Below are 19,959 nucleotides of genomic sequence, written 5' to 3'. Positions count from 1 at the left end.
GTTCGTCCGCAACATCTGCGGTCCGGCCGAGAACTCACTGGAAGGCCGGAACGACCTCCTTGATGAACAGCTCCAGGGACTTGCGCTTCTCCTCGTGCGGCAGGCTGTTGTCGATCCAGAAGCTGTATTCGTCGATTCCGAGTTCCTGGTAGGAGCGCAGCCGCTCGATGACCTCTGCCGGGGTGCCGATCATCGCGGTCTTGTGCAGTGACTCCGGTTGGAACTCGGGTCGGTCTTCGAACTTCGACTCCGGGCTGGGCGGCAGGAACCCGTTCTGCGGGGTGGTCTTGTTGCCGAACCAGGTGTCGAAGGTGCGGTAGAAACGGTTGATGGCTTCCGCGGCTGGGCGCCAGCCATCGGGCTCGTCGGGGGAGTGGATGTGGGTGTGCCGCAGCACCATCAGCTCGGGACGCGGCACCTCCGGGTGGTTGGCCACGGCGGTGTCGAACTTGCGCTTGAGGTCGGTGACTTCCTCGTCTCCCTTCATCAGCGGGGTGACCATGACGTTGCAGCCCTGCGCTACGGCGAAGTCGTGGGAGGCGGGGTCGCGCGCGGCGATCCACATGGGCGGGGTGGGCTGCTGCACCGGCTTGGGCACACTGGTCGAGGTCGGGAACTGCCAGATCTCGCCCTCGTGGGCGTAGTCGCCCTGCCAGAGTGCTCGGACGGCGGGTACGAGTTCGCGCAGGTGCTTGCCGCCGTCGGCGGCGGGCAGTCCGTCCGCGAGGCGGTCGAACTCGAACTGGTAGGCGCCGCGGGCGAGTCCGACCTCCATCCGGCCGTTGCTGATGACGTCGAGGAGCGCGCATTCGCCGGCGACCCGGATCGGGTTCCAGAACGGGGCGATGATGGTGCCGGCACCGAGGCGGATGGTGGAGGTCTTCGCGGCGAGGTGGGCGAGGAGCGGCATCGGGCTGGGGGAGATCGTGTACTCCATCCCGTGGTGCTCGCCGATCCACACCGTGCCGAAGCCACCCGCCTCGGCCATCAGGGCCAGTTCGGAGAGGTTCTCGAAGAGCTGCCGGTGGCTGACCTCCTCGTCCCAGCGCTCCATGTGCACGAACAACGAAAACCTCATGACCGCTCCTTGTGTGCTGTGGGGACCGAGGTGCCGGCGGCGTCCATCTCGGTGAGGGTGACGTCACCGGTGGCCCAGTGCGTGCGGGGGACCTCGTGGACGACGACACGGATGTACTCGGGCCGGGTGTTCACGGTGCGCAGGACCGCGTTGTGCACCTCGTGCATCAACTCCCGGATCTGTGCCGGGGTGCGGCCCTCGGTGAGGGTGATGGCGACCTGTGGCATCTCAGCTCCGCATCGTGAAGGGGTCGGCCACGGGCTCCTCGCTCGTGTTGATCCAGATGCTCTTGAGCCGCGTGTACTCGTTGATCGTCTCGGTGCCGTGTTCGACGCCGACGCCGCTGGTCTTGAAGCCCTGGCGCGGTGACATGGGGGACATGGCCCGGTAGGTGTTGACCCACACGGTCCCGGCGTCCAGGCGCGCCGCCATCCGGTGCGCCCGGGAGAGGTTCGTGGTCCACACGCCGGCCGCGAGGCCGTAGTCGGTGTCGTTGGCCAGGCGTACGACCTCGTCCTCGGTGTCGAACGGCATCACCGCAAGGACGGGGCCGAAGATCTCCTCGCGTACGACGCGCATGGTGTTGTCGACGTCCACGAGCACGGTCGGTTCGTAGAAGTACCCGCCGAGGCCGCCGTCGGTGGCTCGGCCGCCGGTCAGTACCCGGGCGCCCTCGCCGCGTCCGAGGTCGACGTATCCGGCGACCTTGTCGCGCTGGTCCTCGAAGGCCAGCGGGCCGAGCTCGGTCTTCTCGTCGAGGGGGTCGCCGATGACGATGGTCCGGGCGCGTTCCGAGACGCGCTCGAGCAGCTCGTCGTAGACGGACCGGTGGGCGAACACCCGGCTGCCGGCGATGCAGGTCTGTCCGGCGGCGGCGAAGATGCCGGCGACGACGCCCATCGCGGCGTTCGGGACGTTCGCGTCCTCGAAGACGATGTTGGGCGACTTGCCGCCGAGTTCGAGGGTGGAGCCGATGAAACGGCTCGCGGTCGCGGCGGCGATCCGCGCCCCGGTGGCGGTGCTGCCGGTGAAGGAGATCTTCGCGAGGTCGCGGTGGTCGACCAGGGCCTGCCCGGCCTCGGCGCCGAACCCGGTGACGACGTTCACGGCGCCCGGCGGGAACCCCGCCTCCAGCGCCAGTTCGGCGAGCTTGAGCACGGTGGCCGAGGTGTGTTCCGACGGCTTGATCACGACGGTGTTGCCGGCGCAGAGCGCGGGCGCCAGTTTGCTGCTGGTCAACGTCAGCGGAGAGTTCCACGGGGTGATCGCTCCGACCACACCGAGGGGCTCGCGGGCCGTGTAGTTGAGGACCTGCCGGTCGGAGGTGGGGATGAAGTCGCCGTGGATCTTGTCGGCCAGTCCGGCGTAGTAGAAGTAATACTCCGGCAGCGTGGCCAGCTGGCCACGCATCTCGCGCAGCAGCTTGCCGTTGTCCTGCGTCTCCATCCGCGCCAGTTCTTCGGCGTTCTCGGCGATCAGGTCGCCCAGGCGCCGCAGTAGATGGCCGCGCCGTGTCTGGCTGAGGTCGCGCCAGCGCGGGTCCTCGAACGCCTTCCGCGCGGCCGCCACCGCTCGCTCGATGTCGGCGGAGTTCCCGCGCGCGGCCCGGTAGAGAACCTCGCGGGTGGCCGGGTTGGTGCTCTCGAAGTACTCGCCCGACGCGGGCTCGACCCACGTCCCGCCGATGAAGTGCTGCAACGCGGTGAGGTCAGACATGGGCGCACTCTCCGATGAAGGTGGTGAGGCAGTCGACGAACGCCTCGGGGCACTCGACGGGCAGCATGTGACGCGCCCGGGGTATGACCACCGCACGGCAGTTGGGAAGTGCCGCGGCGAGCCGGTCGGTCATCTCGGGGGTGGACCCGGGGTCGTTCTCGCCCGTCACCGCCAGTGCGGGTACGGCGATGTCGGGCAGGTCCGGCGCGAGGTCTGCGTCCGCCGTGGCGAACACGCGATAGCAGCTCAGGAAGGACCCGATGTCATTGGCGAGCAGGGTGGACTCGGTGCGGGCCACCCGGTTGGGGTCGACGTCGGTCCCGTCGTACCACCGCTTCAGGGACGCGGCCGCACTCGCCGTGAAGTCGGCCTCCGCGATACGCAGCCGGTCGAGTACGGAGGCCCGCTCATGGGCCGTACGCGCGCACACCGAGCTGACCGAGGTCAGCGTGGCCACCAGCTCCGGGCGGTGCAGCGCCACGTCCTGGGCGACGAGCGCCCCGAGCGAGAAACCGACCAGGTGCGAGCCTGCCGGGATCTCGTCGGCCACCCCGGCGGAGAGGTCGGCGAGTGTCACCCCGTCGCGCACCGGTGGGCGGGTGCCATGGCCCGGCAGGTCGAGGGCGAGCACGGTGAAGCGGTCGGCCAGGAGCGCGGCGGTGGGCTCCCACATGGTGTGGTCGAGCCCGACGCCGTGCAGCAGCACCACGGTGGGCTTGCTCATGACGTCCTACTGCTCGGTCGAGAGCGGCGCCAGACGCTGCTGCGGGCGCCCCTGGGCGGCCGCGGCGAGCGCGATGACGATCTCGTTCGGGTGGGGGGCGTCGGCGATCCGGACCTCGACAGTCTGGTGGTGCGAGCGGATCGTGGCGTCGGTGATGTGCTTCAGCGGGATGTCGAAGACCACGCCGGCGGGCCCGCGCTTCTCGACCGCGGGCAGCAGGGTGGTGGCGTTCGCCGCCTTACGGAAGTGGTCGCCGAACTTGAGCGTGTGGATCAGCCCCGAGCCGTGCTCGATCTCGCCGTCCAGGCCCACGATGGCCGCCTTGCCGTACGCCTCGGCGGGCGCCTCGAGTGCGTCGAGCACGGCCGGGGCCAGCAGCGCGCCGAGGTCGGAGGCGTGTGCGTCGATGCCGGGAGCGAGGTCCTCGACGAAGCCCTGACCGGCCCAGGGATTCTCGATCACCGCCGCGACGACGGCGACCCGGGCGGGGCGATCGACCGGCCGGCCGCCCTCGATGCGGATTTCCTCAACGACGGTGATGATCTTGCGGACGCTCATGAGGCGACAACCTCCAGGGTTTCGGTGGTGACGACGGGGTCGGTCATGCGGTCCCCGATACGGGGGTGCGGGCGCGGACCTGTCGACGCCGCCGCGATAACGACGATCTCGTCCGCGCGCGGAGCGTCGGAAACACGGGCACTGATGGTCTGGTAGTGGCTGCGCGTCGAGGCCCGCGTCTTGTGCCAGAGCGGCACGACCAGCGTCTCACCCGCTTCGGCACGCGTGTCGGCGAAGCAGATGATCGACTCGCCCTGGAGGAACTCCCTTACCAGGTTGCCGAAGTACGGCGTGTGGATGAGGGCACCGGCGTGCTCGATCTCGCCGGCCGCTCCCACGATGGCAGCCTTGCCGAACGCTTCGATCTCGTCCACGCCGCCCAGGGAAGCGATCAGCTGATCGGTCAGCAACTTGGCGAGCACCGGGGCAATGCGACCTTGCTCCATGGACAGATCAGCCGATGAGCCGGTGCCTACCCACGGGTTCCGTATGACTGCGGCGACGCTGGCTCGCCGTGCGGGCTGCCCAGGCGCCTCACCCGCCTCGGTCAGGACGACGTCGCGGTAGAGCACGAGCTTGCGGAGACCGATGCTCTCGTCAGGATGATCCAGGCGCTCTTGCATGGCACAGGACGATAGGCGTGGTCTCTCGGGTCGGTCAAGAGGGTTGAGTAGAAGGGCTCTCCATGGTCCGTTGACGTCCCCACCTGGGCGAGTAACAGGTCATTAACCTGCAATTATTTGTTCCGCATCAAGCCTGGATGTGATTCCGCATGTCGAACCCTTGACGCTCCATCTGTGACGTGCCTTACTGCTGCTTGTATGCCAGATCAGGCGGCCGTCGGGCCCCGAACCCAAGGAGTTCCATGTCCAGTCACCTTGGAACGGGCGCTGAAATGCCGCCCGCGACGACGACGGAGAGTGGCGGGGAAAGCGTCACGGACGGCACAGGTGCCCACCGTGACGGCGGTGGCAGGCTCGGTTCCGTTTTCTGGACCTCGCTCGGTATCTCCACCGTCTTCGTAGCCTGGGCGGTCCTCTTCACGGACAACCTGAACAAGGTCACCAGCAAGTCGCTGAACTGGGTGACGGCCACGTTCGGTTGGTCCTACCTCGTGGTCACGCTCGCCATCCTGATCTTCCTGGTGTTCCTGGCCTTCAGCCCTGCCGGAGACATCCGGCTGGGCAAGGACAGTGACCGTCCCGAGTTCTCGACGCCGACCTGGTTTGCCATGATCCTCAGTGCGGTGATGGGTATCGGACTGGTCTCCTACGGCGTCGCCGAGCCGATCTCCCACCTGGCGACGCCGCCGCACGGCCTCGCCGAGCCGAACACGCCGGCGGCAGCGGTGCGCGCCCTGCAGTACTCCTACTTCGACTGGGGTCTGCAGGCCTGGGCGATCTTCGCGGTCTTCGGTCTGGCGATCGCGTACTCGACCCACCGCAAGGGCCGGCGCACCCTGGTGAGCCAGTTGTTCCGGCCGCTGCTCGGCGACCGCGTGGACGGGCCGATCGGCAAGACGATCGACGTGCTCGCCGTGTTCGCGACGCTCTTCGGCACCACGACCTCCCTCGGCCTGGGAGCCCTCCAGGTCAACAACGGTCTCGGCAGGCTGTGGGGGATGCCGGTCAACAACGTGAGCCAGGTGCTCATCATCGCCGTCGTCACCTCGATCTTCACGCTCTCGGCGGTGACCGGTGTCAGCAAGGGCATCAAGTTCCTGAGCCAGGGCAGCACGGTGCTGGCCATCGCGCTGTTCGTCTTCATGCTGATCGTCGGCCCGGCCGTGTTCATCGCGAACCTGTACATCGAGTCCGTGGGCCAGTGGGCCACCGACTTCTTCCGGATGAGCCTGCAGGGCACCGCGTTCGGCGGGCTCGAGTGGATGCAGTGGTGGACCTACTTCATGATGGCCTGGTGGGTCTCCTGGGGCGCCTTCGTCGGCGTCTTCCTGGCCCGTATCTCGCGCGGCCGCACCATCCGCGGCTTCATCATGGGCGTCCTGGTCGTCCCCAGCGTGGTGTTCTTCACCTGGTTCACGGTCTTCGGCGGCACCGCGATCCACATCGACATGTACGAGAAGGGCGACATCGCCAAGCAGACCGCGGCCGACATCAACAGCGCGTTCTTCGCGACCCTCGACCACTACCCGCTCGCCACGGTCACCTCGGTGATCGCCATCATCCTGGTCGTGATGTTCTTCGTCTCCGGCGCGGACGCCAACACCTACGTGCTGTCCATGATGACCTCGGACGGATCGCTCACCCCACGCCGCTCGGTACTCATCCTGTGGGGCGTGCTCACCGGTGTCACCGCGGTCGTCCTCATGCTCGCCGGCGGCCTGAACGCCCTTCAGAACACCGTCATCGTGACGTCGTTGCCCTTCCTCGTGATCATCGCCGGTCTGGCGGTGTCCTTCTGGAAGGAGCTGAACGCAGACAGGAAGGAGAAGGCTGGTGTCGAGCGCTGACGCCCGTCGTGGACTGATCGAGAAGGCGTGGGCCGCGGCCTGGGGCGGAGGAGATGTCGATGCCCTCGACGCGCTGCTGAGCCCGGCCTACCTGCGGCACAGCCAGGACCCGCACCCGCAGGACCTGGCCGCCTTCAAGGCCTCCATCGTCTCGACCCGAGCCGCCTTCCCGGACCTGGTGACGACCATCGACGACATCGTGATCGAGGGTGACCGGGTCGCGATCCGCTGGCACAGCACCGGAACCCACCAGAACTCGCTCCTCGGCGTCCCCGCCACCAAACGGCGGGTCGAGGTCAGCGGCGCCACCTTCGCGCGCTTCGAGGGTGATCGGATCGTCGAGGAGTACGTGACGTGGGATCCCCGGGCGCTGCTCTCGGCGCTGGGCGTCATCCGGGTGGGACAGGACTGACGATCGATGACAAGGAGCACCTTCATGACCCCGCTCGCCTCGAAGCCCGACCTCGACGTGATGAAGCAGGTCAACCGGCAGTTCGTCACCGGCGTCACGGTCGTGACCGCGATGGACGGTGAGACCCCCAGAGGGCTGGCCGTCAACGCGTTCTCGAGCATCTCGCTCGATCCCGCCACCGTGATGGTGTGCGTCCAGCACACCTCCTCCACCCACGACTGTCTGTTCCGGGCGGACCACCTCGCGATCAACATCCTGTCCACGGACCAACTCGACGTCGTCGGTACGTTCGCGAGCAAGGCCACGGACAAGTTCAAGGACGTGGAGTGGGAGAGCGGCCCGTTCGGCAGCCCGCTGATCGCCCGGAGCAGCGCTCAGATGGAGGTCGAGATCCGCGAGCGGCTGCAGGCCAGCACCCACACCGTGTTCATCTGCCGGGTGGTGCACGCCGTCGTCTCCGAGCGTCATCCGATGGTCTACAGCGCGGGTAAGTTCTTCGACGGCGGCGCGCTGGCACCGCTGGGATGACCGGCGGGCGGCTCGGGAGACGGAGGAGAGTTCGGTGAGTGGCGCAAAGAGCGAACCGAAGTGGGGGTCCCCCCGGCCAACGGCTGGGGGAGGGTCGATGCAGGCCAGAGTGATCGCCGAAATGCGCCGGCGGATCATCAAGGGCGACATCGAGCCCGGGGCTCCGCTCTCGGAGCTCGCTCTCGCGGAGGAGTTCGGCGTCAGTCGTACGCCGGTGCGCGAAGCCCTCAAGCAGCTGCAGACCGAAGGGCTGGTCGAGATCCGGCCCCGGGTCGGGACGTTCGTCACCACGCCCTCCCGCCGTGCGATCACAGAGCTCTTCGAGATGAAGGAACTCCTCGAGGGCGCGGCCGCCCGCCTCCTCGCCCAGCGTGGCCGCGTCGCGGAGATCGACATGCTCGAGCGGAACCTGCGTGAGGCCGACGAAGCGGTCGAGTGCGACGACCGTGCGCGGTACGCGGAACTGGTCCAGGAGTTCCACGACCTGCTCATCTCCGGCGCCGACAACAGCAAGCTGGAGGCCCACTACCGGATACTGATGAACCAACTGGCCTACTCCCGGCTGGTGCACACCTCGCTGAGCCAACCGGGCCGCGCGCTGCAGTCGGACCGTGAACACCATCTCGTGCTGGAACTGATCCTGGAGAAGGATGGCGACAGCGCCGAGCATGTAATGCGCGAGCACGTCAGGGCCAGCCGACGTGCGCTCCTGAAGGGGCTGCCCGTCAGCGGTTCGCATGAGGGGGCGGGCACCGCAAGCTGAGGTGATGAACGCCGATGGCCGGCCACACCCTGCGCGGGGGTGTGGCCGGCCATCGGCGTTCATGCAGCGGCTTCACATCGAGCGGATGTCTGAGCACAACCGAACAGCAACAAGCAGGACATGCTCGCGAAACAGGAGCTTTGTTTCCTTAGGGTCAACGGAGTTTCTTGAAAGGAGAAGCGTGATCATGAGTCCTGAGGCAGTCGGCAACGCGCAGCCCTCCTTCCGCATGCCGTCTGTCCGACCGGCAGCCGGCGCACCCTGATCACCGCTGATCCGGACACAGGAGACGAGTCGACGCCGCCGGGCGAGTCGATGCGCAACACAGTCGACGGGCCCGAATGGGGCCGCCAGCGCAATGTACGGACCGCGCCGACTGACGCCACATGACACCCGCACCCGCCGCCGCAACCGCCCACCGGTCGCCGTCCCCGACAGCGAACCCTTCCGAGAGGCCCTGACCGTCATGCCCGAAACGACAGACCTGGCGACCCTGGCCGCCAAGTACGACACGACCTTCATCCTCGCCCTCTTCGTCGACCTCACCGGCAAGCCGTGCGCCAAGCTCGTACCCGTCGAGGCCGTCGAGGAGCTCCAGACGGACGGAGTCGGGTTCGCCGGATACGCGGCCGGCGCCCTCGGCCAGGAGCCCAAGGACCCCGACGTGATGGCGCTGCCCGACGCGTCGTCGTACACGCCCGTTCCGTTCATCAAGGAGGGGCTGGCGATCGTCCACTGCGACCCGTACGTCGAGGGCAAGCCGTGGCCGTACGCGCCACGGAACATCCTGCGCTCGATGCTGGACAAGGCCGCCGAGCGGGATCTGTCGGTGTTCGTGGGCGCCGAGGTCGAGTACTTCCTGGTGCAGAAGGACGAGCACGGTGGGCTCACCACCGCCGACGCCAGCGACAACGCGGCGCGGCCCTGTTACGACGCCCGAGGCGTGACCCGTATGTTCGACCACCTCGCCGCGGTGTCGCGCGGGATGAACGAACTCGGCTGGGGCAACTACGCCAACGACCACGAGGACGCCAACGGCCAGTTCGAGCAGAACTTCGCCTACGCCGACGCTATGACCACCGCGGACCGGGTCATCACGCTGCGGTACCTGATCTCGATGATCGCCGAACAGCGCGGGATGACCGCCACGTTCATGCCCAAGCCGTTCGCCGACCGCACCGGGTCCGGCCTGCACCTCCACCTGTCGTTGTGGAACGGCACCACCCCGCTGTTCCCCGCGGCGGACGGCGCCGACGACGCCCGCGGACTCGGACTGTCCGCCCTGGCCTACGACTTCATCGGCGGGGTCCTGGAGCACGCCGGCGCGCTCCAGTCCGTTCTCGCCCCCTCGGTCAACTCCTACAAGCGCACCGGCGCGGTGAGCACCAACTCGGGTGCCTCGTGGGCGCCCCGGGTGCCGACGTACGGCGGGAACGACCGCACCCACTACGTGCGGGTCCCCGACAACAACCGCATCGAACTGCGCGGCGGGGACGGGTCCGCCAACCCCTATCTCGCCATCGCCGCGGCCGTCGGAGCCGGCCTGGACGGCGTCGAACGGCACACCGACCCGGGCACGCCCGGCGGGGACAACGGTGCCGACCGCGCGGCCCTTCCCCTGACCCTGCTGCATGCCACGGAGGCGCTGGAGGCCGACGCCACCGTCAGCGGCGCGCTCGACAGCGCCGGCGCCGAGGTGGCCAAGTACTTCGGCGACCTGAAGCGGGAGGAGTTCTTCCGCTGGCACTCCCAGGTCACGTCCTGGGAGATCAACCACTATCTCACCGCCTTCTGACGCGACCGATCCGGGCCTATCGCCCCGAGCACGAGAGAAACGAGGAACGTCATGTGCGGAATTGTGGGGCTGCATCTGCGAAACCCCGCGCTGTACCCGCAGTTGGGCACCCTGCTGACAGGGATGCTGTGCGAGATGCAGGACCGGGGATCTGATTCCGCCGGTGTGGCCGTCTACGGCGACCCGCGCTGGTCGCCGCCCGGACACGCCGCGGTCTCGCTCGTCGACAGCCCGCTGACGCCCGCCGAACTGCGCGCCGCGCTCGAAGGGCTCCTGCCGCCGGGCACCCCGGTGGAGGTCGTCGAGGCGTCGCCGACGCTGGTGGTGAACGCGCCCGTCGACGTCGACGTCCTGCGTACGGCGGTCTCGACGGCGGCGCCCGAGGCGCTGGTGGTGGGTTTCGGCGAGGACATCGCCGTACTCAAGGGCGTCGGTCATCCCCGTGACCTCGCCGAGAGCTTCGGTCTCGCCGGGGCCCAGGGCTGGCAGGGCGTCGGCCACACCCGCATGGCCACCGAGTCCGCCGTCACGCCGGGCGGCTGCCACCCGTACGCGGTGGGTCCCGGGCAGTGCCTGGTGCACAACGGGTCCTTCTCCAACCACGCCACGATCCGCCGCGAACTGCGGGCCCGTGGTGTGGTCTTCGACAGCGAGAACGACACCGAGGTCGGAGCGCGCTTTGTCGCCGACAGGCTCGCCGCCGGGCTCGACGTCGAGACCGCCCTGAAGGAACTGTGCGCCACCTTCGACGGTTTCTACACCCTGCTGGTCTCCAACCGGGACTCGTTCGCCGTCGTCCGCGATGCCATCGCCTGCAAGCCCGCGGTGATCGCCGAGACCGCGGACTGGGTGGCGATGGCCAGCGAGTACCGCGCGCTGACCGGACTTCCCGGCATTGAGAGCGCCTCCCTCTACGAACCCGAGCCCGAGCGGATCTACGCGTGGACGCGCTGACAGCTCCCCTGACGAAAGGCGGCCATGCCGTGCAGGACGTTCTCGAACTCGAACTCGACCTCGCCGAACGCGGGCTCCGCGACGTCAATGGCCTGCTCCACCGGGCCGACCTCGACGCGGAGGAGGTGCGCATCCTCAACCCCAAGGGCAAGCACAGCGTGGCCGTGGGACTGAACCGGGCGATGCGGGTGACGATCGACGGGCATGTCGGCTACTACGCGGCCGGCATGAACCAGCTGGCCGACGTCGTCATCAACGGCAACGCCGGCGTCGGCGTGGCGGAGAACATGATGAGCGGATCGGTGCTGGTCCGCGGCAACGTCTCGCAGTCCGCGGGAGCGACCGCGCACGGCGGCCTGCTCGTCATCGAGGGCGACGCCGCCGCCCGCTGCGGCATCTCCATGAAGGGCGTCGACATCGTCGTGGGCGGCAGCATCGGCCATATGAGCGCCTTCATGGCCCAGGCGGGCCGCCTGGTGGTCCGCGGCGACGCCGGTGAGGCGCTCGGCGACTCGATCTACGAAGCGCGTCTCTACGTCCGCGGCACGGTCGCCTCCCTGGGTGCCGACTGCGTGGCCAAGGAGATGCGCCCCGAGCACCACGAGGAACTGGCGGGGCTGCTCAAGAGCGCCGGATTCGAGGGCGAGGACACCTCGCGGTACACCCGCTACGGCTCGGCCCGGCGGCTCTACAACTTCCACGTCGACAACACCGACGCGTACTGACCGCAGATCCGTCCGGCACAGACCAGGGGCCAGAAGATGACCGACCTCCCGAACCGACTCTCGATCGAACAGCGCGGACTGCGTGAGTCCGCCACCTTCGACCGTGGCACCATCAGCGCGATCCAGCGCGCCGCCCGCACCGGCGTCTATGACATCCGGGGCTGGGGCGCCAAGCGGGCGCTGCCGCACTTCGACGACCTGCTCTTCCTCGGGGCGAGTATGTCCCGCTACCCGCTGGAGGGTTACCGCGAGCGCTGCGGCACCGACGTGGTGCTCGGCGACCTCAACGCCAAGTACCCGCTGCGCCTCGACACCCCCGTCACCATCGCCGGCATGAGTTTCGGCGCGCTGTCCGGCCGCGCCAAGGAGGCGCTGGGCCGCGGTGCCAGCGAGGTCGGCACCTCCACCACCACCGGCGACGGAGGGATGACCGAGGAGGAACGGGGCCAGAGCAAGCATCTCGTCTACCAGTACCTGCCGTCCCGCTACGGCATGAACCCCGACGACCTCCGTAAGGCCGACGCCATCGAGATCGTGCTCGGCCAGGGCGCCAAGCCCGGCGGCGGCGGCATGCTCCTCGGCCAGAAGATCACCGAGCGGGTCGCGGGGATGCGTACCCTTCCCCAGGGCGTGGACCAGCGCAGTGCCTGCCGTCACCCGGACTGGACCGGTCCGGACGACCTGGCCATCAAGATCGCCGAGATCCGTGAGATCACCGACTGGGAGAAGCCGGTCTACGTCAAGGTCGGGGCGACCCGCACCTACTACGACGTGAAGCTCGCGGTGCACGCCGGGGCCGACGTCGTGGTCGTGGACGGCATGCAGGGCGGGACCGCCGCCACGCAGGAGGTCTTCATCGAGCACGTCGGCATCCCGACCCTCGCCGCGATCCCGCAGGCCGTGCAGGCGCTCCAGGAACTCGGCGTGCATCGCAAGGTCCAGCTGATCGTCTCCGGCGGCATCCGGACCGGCGCCGATGTCGCCAAGGCCATGGCGCTGGGTGCCGACGCCGTGGCCATCGGCACGGCCGCCCTGATCGCGCTCGGCGACAACGACCCGAAGTGGTCCGCCGAGTACGAGGCGCTGGGCTCGGCAGCCGGCTACTACGACGACTTCCAGGACGGCAAGGACCCGGCCGGCATCACCACGCAGGACCCCGAGCTCCAGCAGAGGTTCGATCCGGTCGAGGGCGGCCGACGGCTCGCGAACTACCTGCGCGTGCTCACCATGGAGGCCCAGACCATCGCGCGGGCCTGCGGCAAGGCCCACCTGACACATCTGGAGCCCGAGGACCTGGTCGCCGTCACCATCGAGGCGGCGGCGATGGCGAGGGTCCCGCTGGCGGGCACCTCCTGGATACCGGGAGGCACCGGTGGACTGTGACGCCGTGGTCGTCGGAGCCGGCCTCACCGGCTCCTCCGCGGCGTGGCAGCTGGCTGCCCGCGGCCTCAAGGTCACCCTCGTCGAGGCCCGCGGCATCGGCCACGACAAGGGAAGCTCGCACGGTACCTCCCGCATCTACCGTCGTGCGTACGCCGATCCGGACTACATCGAGCTCACGGGACAGGCCGAGGAGCTGTGGGACGAACTGGAGGATCGCTCCGGCCAGTTGCTCCGCACCCGCACCGGCGGCCTCGATCACGGCGCCGAACGCGACCCTGAGACCCTGACGGCCTTGATGAAGCAACAGGGAGTCGCCGCCGAGCTGTTGCGCCCCGAAGATGCCCAGGAGCGGTTCCCGGGCATGGTGTTCACCGGCCCCGTCATGTTCCACCCGGACGCAGGGCACCTCGACGCGGACCGTACGGTCCGGGCCGGTGTCGACCTCGCCGCGTCCCTGGGCGCGGTGGTCCTCGAGCACACGCCGGTCATCCGCGTCGAGCAGACCCCGTACGGCGTCCTCGTCCACACCGAGGACCGCTCGTTCAGCGCCCGTCACGTGGTCGTCGCGGCGGGCCCGTGGCTGCCCGAGCTGCTGCCCTCGGTCGGCATCTCACCCCGTATGCCGCGCACTTGGGCCACTCAACAGCAGGTGTTCCACTTCCGGCACCGCGACCCGCTGGCCGCGTGGCCCGTCATGGTCTACAAGGAGGGCATCCAGCTCTTCGGCCTGCCGTCGGGGGCGGACGGGGGCCCGGCTCCCGTCATGAAGGTGGCCCAGCACGACGGAGGGACGCCGACGACCGCCTCCGGCCGGGACGGACGGATCAACCCCGCCTCCCGGGACATCGTCACGTCCTGGGTGAGCCGCCAACTGCCGGGCCTCGACCCCGAACCCGTCGCCGAAGGAAGCTGCCTCTACACCATGACGGCCGACGAGGACTTCGTCATCGACCGGCTGGGCTTCGTGATCGTCGCCTCGCCGTGCTCCGGGCACGGCGCGAAGTTCGCGCCCCTCATCGGTTCGCTCGTCGCGGACCTGGTGCAGGGCGCCACGGCGCACCCGCGTTTCGCCTTCCGCGACTGAACTCCGTAACTCCGAGAACCTCCGAGTAACTCCGAATCGCAGTAAGGAATCACCCGCATGCAGCAAGCGAAGGCCGTGGTTGCCCGCGGCAAGGGCCAGCCGGTCTCCGTGGAGACCATCAATGTGCCCGACCCGGGTCCGGGCGAGGCTCTTGTGAAGGTGCAGGCGTGCGGCGTCTGCCACACCGACCTGCACTACCGCGAGGGCGGCATCAACGACGAGTTCCCCTTCCTGCTGGGGCACGAGGCGGCCGGTGTCATCGAGGCTGTCGGCGACGACGTCACCAATGTCGCACCGGGAGATTTCGTGATCCTCAACTGGCGCGCGGTCTGCGGCGACTGCCGGGCCTGCCGCCGCGGCGAGGCGCAGTACTGCTTCGCCACCAAGAACGCCACCCGGAAGATGACGCTGGAAGACGGGACCGAGCTGACGCCGGCGCTTGGCGTCGGCGCGTTCGCCGAGAAGACCCTGGTCGCGGCGGGCCAGTGCACGAAGGTCGACCCCTCCGCCCGCCCCGCCGCGGTCGGACTGCTCGGCTGCGGCGTGATGGCTGGCCTCGGGGCCGCCATCAACACCGGCGGGGTCACCCGCGGCAAGTCCGTCGCCGTGATCGGCTGCGGCGGAGTCGGTACGGCGGCCATCGCTGGCTCCGCGTTGGCCGGCGCCGGCCGGATCATCGCGGTCGACATCGATGCCAAGAAGCTCGACGTCGCGAAGAAGTTGGGGGCGACCCACACCGTCGACTCCTCCGGCACCGACCCCGTTGCCGCCGTTTGGGAACTCACCGGCGGCTTCGGCGCCGATGTCGTCATCGACGCCGTCGGCCGCCCGGAGACCTGGAAGCAGGCGTTCTACGCCCGGGACCTCGCGGGCACCGTCGTACTGGTCGGCGTACCGACACCGGACATGAAGGTCCCCGAGATCCCGCTCATCGACGTGTTCGGCCGCGGCGGCTCGCTGAAGTCGAGCTGGTATGGCGACTGCCTGCCGGAGCGCGACTTCCCGATGCTCGTCGACCTCTATCAGCAGGGCCGCCTCGACCTCGACGCCTTCGTCACCGAGGAGATCGGCATACAGGACGTAGAGGCGGCGTTCGAGCGGATGCACCACGGCGACGTGCTGCGATCGGTGGTGTTGTTCCCGTGACCGCTGCGACGCCAGAAGCACGGGCGAGGATCGACCACGCCGTCTCCAGCGGCACCTTCAGCCTCGACGGCCAGACCTTCGACGTGGACAACAACATCTGGGTCATCGGCGACGACAACGAATGCGTCGTCATCGACGCCCCACACAGCGTCACGGACATCATGGCCGTGGTGGGCACCCGCGAGGTGAAGGCCATCCTGTGTACTCACGCCCACGACGACCACATCCGCGTCGCGCCCGAACTGCGCGAGCGGACCGGCGCACCGATCATGCTGCACCCGGACGACAAGCCGCTGTGGGCGCTGACCCATCCTGACCTGACCTGGGACGCCGACCTGTCCGACGGAGCGGAGATCCCGGTGGGCGGCACCACCCTGCGGGTGCTTCACACACCGGGCCACGCGCCCGGCGCGGTCTGCTTCCACGCTCCGGCTCTCGGTTGCGTCTTCACCGGCGACACCCTCTTCCGGGGCGGTCCGGGCGCGACGGGCCGGTCGTACAGCGACGAGGCTCTCATCGTGCGGTCGATCCGTGCGCGACTGTTCGTCCTGCCGGACGACACGGTGGTACACACCGGCCATGGCGACAACACCACGATCGGGCAGGAGAAGGGACTGCTGGACCCGTAGACCGAGGACCGCGCGGGTTCTTGAACGTCTCCGCCGCCCCTGACGTCTGCCGTGCGGGGCGTGGCCGGGCGGTGCCGGCTCTGTCAGCCACCACATTGTCCGCGCCCAGCACCGGCCCCGTCGCGTGCCCATCGTCTTATCGCTCACGTTGACGACTGAAGCAGGACAGGACCCCTGGCACCGCCGACGCCTGGAACACCGAACAGCCGGAATACGCCGCCCTGGAACAGGATCATTGGTGACCGCGCCGCAGGCCCGGAACGATCGCCACGAGCCCGATGACCAGGCGGACACCGAGCCTCGCGCGGCCGCGTCTTTGCTTTAGGACGCCCTCGACCAACAGCCAGGCCAGCGGAGCTCGCGCCGGAGGTGTTCACGGCGGTCAAGGCGACGACCGAGGCGTTGTGCCCGGCGACACCAGCCAGACTTCACACGGTCGACCACCGGCGCCGGCTGTAGGCCGACAAACGAGGCGGCGGTAGGAGCCACCGAAGACGGCAGAGCATCGACTGTGGTCCACACGACGGCGCGGCGCCCGGAAGCATGACTCACCCTACGAAGGTGGTGTGGAGCCTCCCGATGCGGATGAACTCCTCATTGCTCTCCTCAGGCCGTCGCATCGCTGTACGCGACCACGGACAGGAAGCGGATCGGGAGCACCACCAGCTCTTTCGGGCCGTGTACGCCTTCCCCGTCCAACTGCAGCGCGTCACCGGGGCGCATCCGGTACTCGGCGTCACCGTGGCCGTAGACCATCTCGCCCTCGAGCATGAACAGCAGCTCGGTTCCCGGGTGCTGGAAGAGGGGGAACACTTCGCTGCGCTCCGTCAGCGTCACCAAGTGAGCCTCCATCCGCTTGTGCGGACCGCGTAGCGCGCCCAGCAGGGTGTAGTCATGCCCGACCCGGGAGCCGCGCTGCACGATGCGCGCCCCCGTACCCGCCGGTGTGAACACGGCCTCGCGGCCCGTGTCGGCGCCACGGAACAGCGCCGTCACCGGCACATCCAGGGCCGCCGCCAGCCGGGCCAGCGTCGTGAGACTGCAGGAGATCCGGGCATTCTCGATTTTCGACAGCATGGCCTTGGAGATGCCTGCCAGCGTGGCAAGCTCTCCCACGGTCAGCCCTGTCGCCAGCCGGTACTGGCGCACCTGCATCCCTATGACCCGTTCCAGATCACCTTCGGAGGGCGTCGGCTGGTCGACTTCCCGGGCCGCCGGACCACCGATCGGCTCCTCATCCGGTTCCTGCGCCTGCAACTCGCTCATCCGTTCCCGTCTATCCGTACGATCACGCCACGGTACCCGGAAGCGCCGACGTGGCCGGGTGACGGAACCGCAAGACCAGTGAGGAGCGGGCTCCATGTTGCGCCCGGAGGGACAACGGCGAGCTGCCGGGTAGCCTGACGACCTTTGTTCTCGGGCCGCCCAAGTCTTTAAACGTTACGTATCCAGGGCGCCTTTGCGTCGGATCGTGCTTCGACAACGCCGTCAGCGAGGCGTTCAACAGCGTGCTCAAAGTCGAATACGTCCACCGGCACACCTTCGCCACCCGCGCCGATGCCCGGATCAGGATCGCCACCTGGATCACCGACTTCTACAACGCGCGGCGACTACACAGCGTGTGCGGCTTCAAGAGCCCGATCGACTACGAACACGACCACCGGGCCGGCCTCACCAAGAAGCTGGCTGCATAGGAAGGTCTCCACGTTCGGAGGGGATTGACAGTGAAGCGTAACGGTGGCGTGTGCCCGTAAGCCGGGGCGGAGTTCGCCTCGTTCGACGGCGGCGGTGAGTGCGCCCGCGAAGTGTGCCTTGGCGTGGCCGACCATCTCTTCCCGGATGCGCCGTGCCTTCGCGGCCGTTCGGCGACGGTCGCGACGACCGACGCGGTGACGGGCTGGTTCAGCCAGCCGGCCATCTGTTCCAGCTTGGTCTCCAGTCGAGCGCGGACGGGGGCCATTACCGAAGGTGACCAGAGGGCGCACGCCGCCGGCAAGTGTGTCCAGGAGCAGGGACTGCTGGTCGTGCCAGTGCCGGTAGACGGCGGCACGGCCGACTCCGGCGAGGGCGGCGAGGGCGACCCGCTCGGGGCAGCCTTCGGCGAGAAGCTCGAAGGCGGCCGTAAGAACGGCCGTACGGCTGCGGCGGGCATGCAGGTCTCCGGGCGTTCGGGGCCCCGGAGGCACCTCTTCCCGAAACGCTCCCTATGAGACAGGTTGACTCACAACCCTTCTCTGGTACAGACTGTCTCAAAGGCGGGGTGGAAACCCCGCCGGAGAAGGCACTGCCCGTCACAAGTTCCGCTGCAGGTCCGTCACCCAGGAGAGAGTCATGTCCATCAACGCCATCGCCCTGCGCTTCGCCGACCGTGCCACCGCCTACCAGGCGCTCAGCGACCTCAAGCACATCCGCTCCGCCGCGACCGACGTCCGTGCCGCCGTCCTGATCGAGCGCCTCACGGACGGCTCGGTGCGCATACCCGAGGGCATGGACAACGAGGAGAGGAAGAACACGGCGATCGGCGGGCTCGTCGGCTCGGTGGTCGGCATCCTCGGCGGGCCCCTCGGCGTCCTGCTGGGCTGGGGCATCGGCGCGCTGATCGGGGGCGGCAGTGACAACAAGCGGGCCGCCCTCGCCGGCAACGCCGTCATCGCCGCCACGCCCCATGTCCCGGCCGGCGGCACGATGATCCTCGCCGAGGCCGTCGAGACCGACACCCAGGTCCTGGACAAGCTGGCTATGAGCTACGACGCCATCCTCGAACGCCGCCCGGCCGACGCCGTGCGCGACGAGCTGAAGGCGATGGAAGAGGCCGCCGACAAGGCCCGGAAGGAAGAGGCCAAGCGGAGGCGTGCGACCAGGCGCCCCGGAAAGCAGGCGAATGAGGCCGCCACTGCGCCGACCCAGGAGGCCACCGCATAGCCGCCGACCCCCAGGACGCGGGGCTGCTATCCCCCTGCTCCGCATGGTGTGAGGGCGGGCTCACCGGGCCCGCCCTCACCGTCGTATCTGTGAGACGGTATGTATCGAGAACCTCTTGTAGGAAGCAGGTGTCGGATGAGTCCATCGAAGGCGGACCCCCGTGCGCAGCGAAGCCGCACGGCGGCACTGGCGGCCGCTGTGGACCTTCTGGGGGAAGGTGGCCCCGGAGCGGTCACCCATGCCGCGGTCGCCGAACGCTCCGGCGTCGGCCGGGCCACCCTCTATCGCCACTGGCCGCAGCAGCAGAACCTGCTGCTGGACGCCCTCGTCGGCCTGACGGAACCACTGCTGGGCGCGGGTGAGGGGGGCGTGCGCGACCACCTGGTGCGACAGATCGCCGACCGCCTGAACTGGTTCAACCAGCCCCTCTCGGCCTCGGTCATGGCCACACTCATCGACCAGGCTGAGCGCGATCCGCACATACGAGAGCTGCGACACCACCTCTACGGCGCCGCTGTCGAAGACCTGCGCGGAGCTCTGCGGGCCGCCGTGGAGCGTGGCGAACTGCGGCCCGGCGCCGACGAGCACGCGTCGGTTCTCCTCGCGCGGATCATCGGGCCGCTGTTCTTCCAGCGCTATCTGCTCGACCAGGTGGTGGACGAAGAGTTCGTGGAGCGGAGCGTGGACCACGCGCTAGCCGCGTGGCTGCCCTACACCTGATCGGTACGCGGGTGTGAGGTCGCACCGTTGTTGCGGTGGCCGCATGCTGTTGACCTGCAGTGCCGCACATGGATTGCGACGGGTTCTGGACGGGGAGTGCGCCGGAAGTGATCATGGACGCAGCTCGGGGAAATGCCTCCTCCCAGACGTCCTTGATGGCCTTGCTATGGGGCGCTGTACGACTTGCATCAGATGACGGACCAGGACAATCGCGCCGCAGCATCCCTGGTCGCCTCTCACCTGCGAGACGTCCTGAAAAGGGATGAGACGACCTCTGCATGATCCCGCGCACGGAACAGGGCAACGACGCGTAGCCAGAGCCCTGAGCTTACTGCCAAGCACTTCCGGAAAG

General features: G+C 68.6%; 22 protein-coding genes. 15 read left to right on the top strand and 7 right to left on the bottom strand.

Annotation, left to right across the window (positions count from 1 at the left end):
• Positions 1-34: 34 nt before the first annotated feature.
• The 6 genes from ABZX85_RS44485 to ABZX85_RS44460 are packed head-to-tail and all read right to left on the bottom strand — an operon-like array spanning position 35 to position 4,699.
• A complete protein-coding gene (locus ABZX85_RS44485; protein ID WP_355883033.1) occupies positions 35-1,078 on the bottom strand; it encodes an LLM class flavin-dependent oxidoreductase in 1,044 nt (347 codons plus the stop codon).
• A complete protein-coding gene (locus ABZX85_RS44480; protein WP_355883031.1) occupies positions 1,075-1,305 on the bottom strand; it encodes a tautomerase family protein in 231 nt (76 codons plus the stop codon). Before ABZX85_RS44480 ends, ABZX85_RS44485 begins: the two co-directional genes overlap by 4 nt.
• 1 nt (position 1,306) lies before the next feature.
• Complete coding sequence (locus ABZX85_RS44475) at positions 1,307-2,794, bottom strand: aldehyde dehydrogenase (RefSeq protein WP_355883028.1); 1,488 nt, start codon at positions 2,792-2,794, stop codon at positions 1,307-1,309.
• A complete protein-coding gene (locus tag ABZX85_RS44470; protein ID WP_355883026.1) occupies positions 2,787-3,518 on the bottom strand; it encodes an alpha/beta hydrolase in 732 nt (243 codons plus the stop codon). Before ABZX85_RS44470 ends, ABZX85_RS44475 begins: the two co-directional genes overlap by 8 nt.
• Positions 3,519-3,524: 6 nt before the next feature.
• A complete protein-coding gene (locus tag ABZX85_RS44465) occupies positions 3,525-4,076 on the bottom strand; it encodes an amino acid synthesis family protein (RefSeq protein ID WP_355883023.1) in 552 nt (183 codons plus the stop codon).
• Positions 4,073-4,699, bottom strand: a complete 627-nt coding sequence (locus tag ABZX85_RS44460; RefSeq protein ID WP_355883020.1) for an amino acid synthesis family protein — start codon at positions 4,697-4,699, stop codon at positions 4,073-4,075. Before ABZX85_RS44460 ends, ABZX85_RS44465 begins: the two co-directional genes overlap by 4 nt.
• Before the next feature lie 242 nt (positions 4,700-4,941).
• Here ABZX85_RS44460 and ABZX85_RS44455 point away from each other — a divergent pair, with 242 nt between their 5' ends.
• The 11 genes from ABZX85_RS44455 (at position 4,942) to ABZX85_RS44405 (ending at position 15,965) form a co-directional block, all read left to right on the top strand.
• The gene (locus ABZX85_RS44455) at positions 4,942-6,546 is read left to right on the top strand and encodes a BCCT family transporter (RefSeq protein ID WP_355883017.1); all 1,605 of its coding nucleotides are present in this window, start codon (positions 4,942-4,944) and stop codon (positions 6,544-6,546) included.
• Complete coding sequence (locus tag ABZX85_RS44450; protein WP_355883014.1) at positions 6,533-6,958, top strand: ester cyclase; 426 nt, start codon at positions 6,533-6,535, stop codon at positions 6,956-6,958. The genes ABZX85_RS44455 and ABZX85_RS44450 overlap by 14 nt, the downstream gene beginning before the upstream one ends.
• A 24-nt stretch (positions 6,959-6,982) precedes the next feature.
• Positions 6,983-7,486, top strand: a complete 504-nt coding sequence (locus tag ABZX85_RS44445; protein WP_355883012.1) for a flavin reductase family protein — start codon at positions 6,983-6,985, stop codon at positions 7,484-7,486.
• A 97-nt stretch (positions 7,487-7,583) separates the two neighbouring features.
• Positions 7,584-8,249, top strand: coding sequence for a GntR family transcriptional regulator (locus ABZX85_RS44440; protein WP_355883009.1), 666 nt, complete (start codon positions 7,584-7,586; stop codon positions 8,247-8,249).
• Positions 8,250-8,715: 466 nt separating this feature from the next.
• The gene (gene glnT, locus ABZX85_RS44435; protein WP_355883006.1) at positions 8,716-10,044 is read left to right on the top strand and encodes a type III glutamate--ammonia ligase; all 1,329 of its coding nucleotides are present in this window, start codon (positions 8,716-8,718) and stop codon (positions 10,042-10,044) included.
• A 51-nt stretch (positions 10,045-10,095) separates the two neighbouring features.
• Complete coding sequence (locus ABZX85_RS44430; RefSeq protein WP_355883003.1) at positions 10,096-10,998, top strand: glutamine amidotransferase; 903 nt, start codon at positions 10,096-10,098, stop codon at positions 10,996-10,998.
• 29 nt (positions 10,999-11,027) lie between these two features.
• Positions 11,028-11,723, top strand: a complete 696-nt coding sequence (locus ABZX85_RS44425; protein WP_355883000.1) for a glutamate synthase — start codon at positions 11,028-11,030, stop codon at positions 11,721-11,723.
• A 36-nt stretch (positions 11,724-11,759) separates the two neighbouring features.
• Complete coding sequence (locus tag ABZX85_RS44420) at positions 11,760-13,106, top strand: FMN-binding glutamate synthase family protein (RefSeq protein ID WP_355882997.1); 1,347 nt, start codon at positions 11,760-11,762, stop codon at positions 13,104-13,106.
• Positions 13,096-14,190 carry an FAD-dependent oxidoreductase gene (locus ABZX85_RS44415; protein WP_355882994.1) on the top strand — a complete coding sequence of 365 codons (1,095 nt, stop codon included), beginning with the start codon at positions 13,096-13,098 and terminating at the stop codon, positions 14,188-14,190. The genes ABZX85_RS44420 and ABZX85_RS44415 overlap by 11 nt, the downstream gene beginning before the upstream one ends.
• Positions 14,191-14,247: 57 nt before the next feature.
• Positions 14,248-15,336: an S-(hydroxymethyl)mycothiol dehydrogenase gene (locus ABZX85_RS44410; protein WP_355882991.1), complete on the top strand. Its 1,089-nt coding sequence runs from the start codon at positions 14,248-14,250 to the stop codon at positions 15,334-15,336.
• Positions 15,333-15,965 (top strand): MBL fold metallo-hydrolase, encoded by a 633-nt coding sequence (locus ABZX85_RS44405; RefSeq protein ID WP_355882988.1) that lies wholly within the window; start codon positions 15,333-15,335, stop codon positions 15,963-15,965. The genes ABZX85_RS44410 and ABZX85_RS44405 overlap by 4 nt, the downstream gene beginning before the upstream one ends.
• Positions 15,966-16,571: 606 nt before the next feature.
• Here ABZX85_RS44405 and ABZX85_RS44400 read toward each other — a convergent pair.
• Positions 16,572-17,231 (bottom strand): XRE family transcriptional regulator, encoded by a 660-nt coding sequence (locus tag ABZX85_RS44400; RefSeq protein ID WP_355882985.1) that lies wholly within the window; start codon positions 17,229-17,231, stop codon positions 16,572-16,574.
• A gap of 122 nt (positions 17,232-17,353) precedes the next feature.
• On the opposite strand from ABZX85_RS44400, the gene ABZX85_RS44395 reads away from it, so the two are divergent.
• The 4 genes from ABZX85_RS44395 (at position 17,354) to ABZX85_RS44380 (ending at position 19,607) form a co-directional block, all read left to right on the top strand.
• A complete protein-coding gene (locus ABZX85_RS44395; RefSeq protein WP_355883101.1) occupies positions 17,354-17,659 on the top strand; it encodes an integrase core domain-containing protein in 306 nt (101 codons plus the stop codon).
• Positions 17,660-17,989: 330 nt separating this feature from the next.
• Positions 17,990-18,175 (top strand): hypothetical protein, encoded by a 186-nt coding sequence (locus ABZX85_RS44390; protein ID WP_355882983.1) that lies wholly within the window; start codon positions 17,990-17,992, stop codon positions 18,173-18,175.
• A gap of 121 nt (positions 18,176-18,296) precedes the next feature.
• Positions 18,297-18,887: a hypothetical protein gene (locus tag ABZX85_RS44385; protein WP_355882980.1), complete on the top strand. Its 591-nt coding sequence runs from the start codon at positions 18,297-18,299 to the stop codon at positions 18,885-18,887.
• Between the two features lie 135 nt (positions 18,888-19,022).
• Positions 19,023-19,607, top strand: coding sequence for a TetR/AcrR family transcriptional regulator (locus ABZX85_RS44380; RefSeq protein WP_355882977.1), 585 nt, complete (start codon positions 19,023-19,025; stop codon positions 19,605-19,607).
• The last annotated feature ends 352 nt before the right edge of the window (positions 19,608-19,959 follow it).

The sequence above is a fragment of the Streptomyces sp. NPDC004539 genome, assembly GCF_040610055.1.
In the GTDB taxonomy this organism is placed as follows: domain Bacteria; phylum Actinomycetota; class Actinomycetes; order Streptomycetales; family Streptomycetaceae; genus Streptomyces.
Note: the sequence above shows the minus strand (reverse complement) of the source record. Positions and strands in the feature narration are given on the sequence as shown.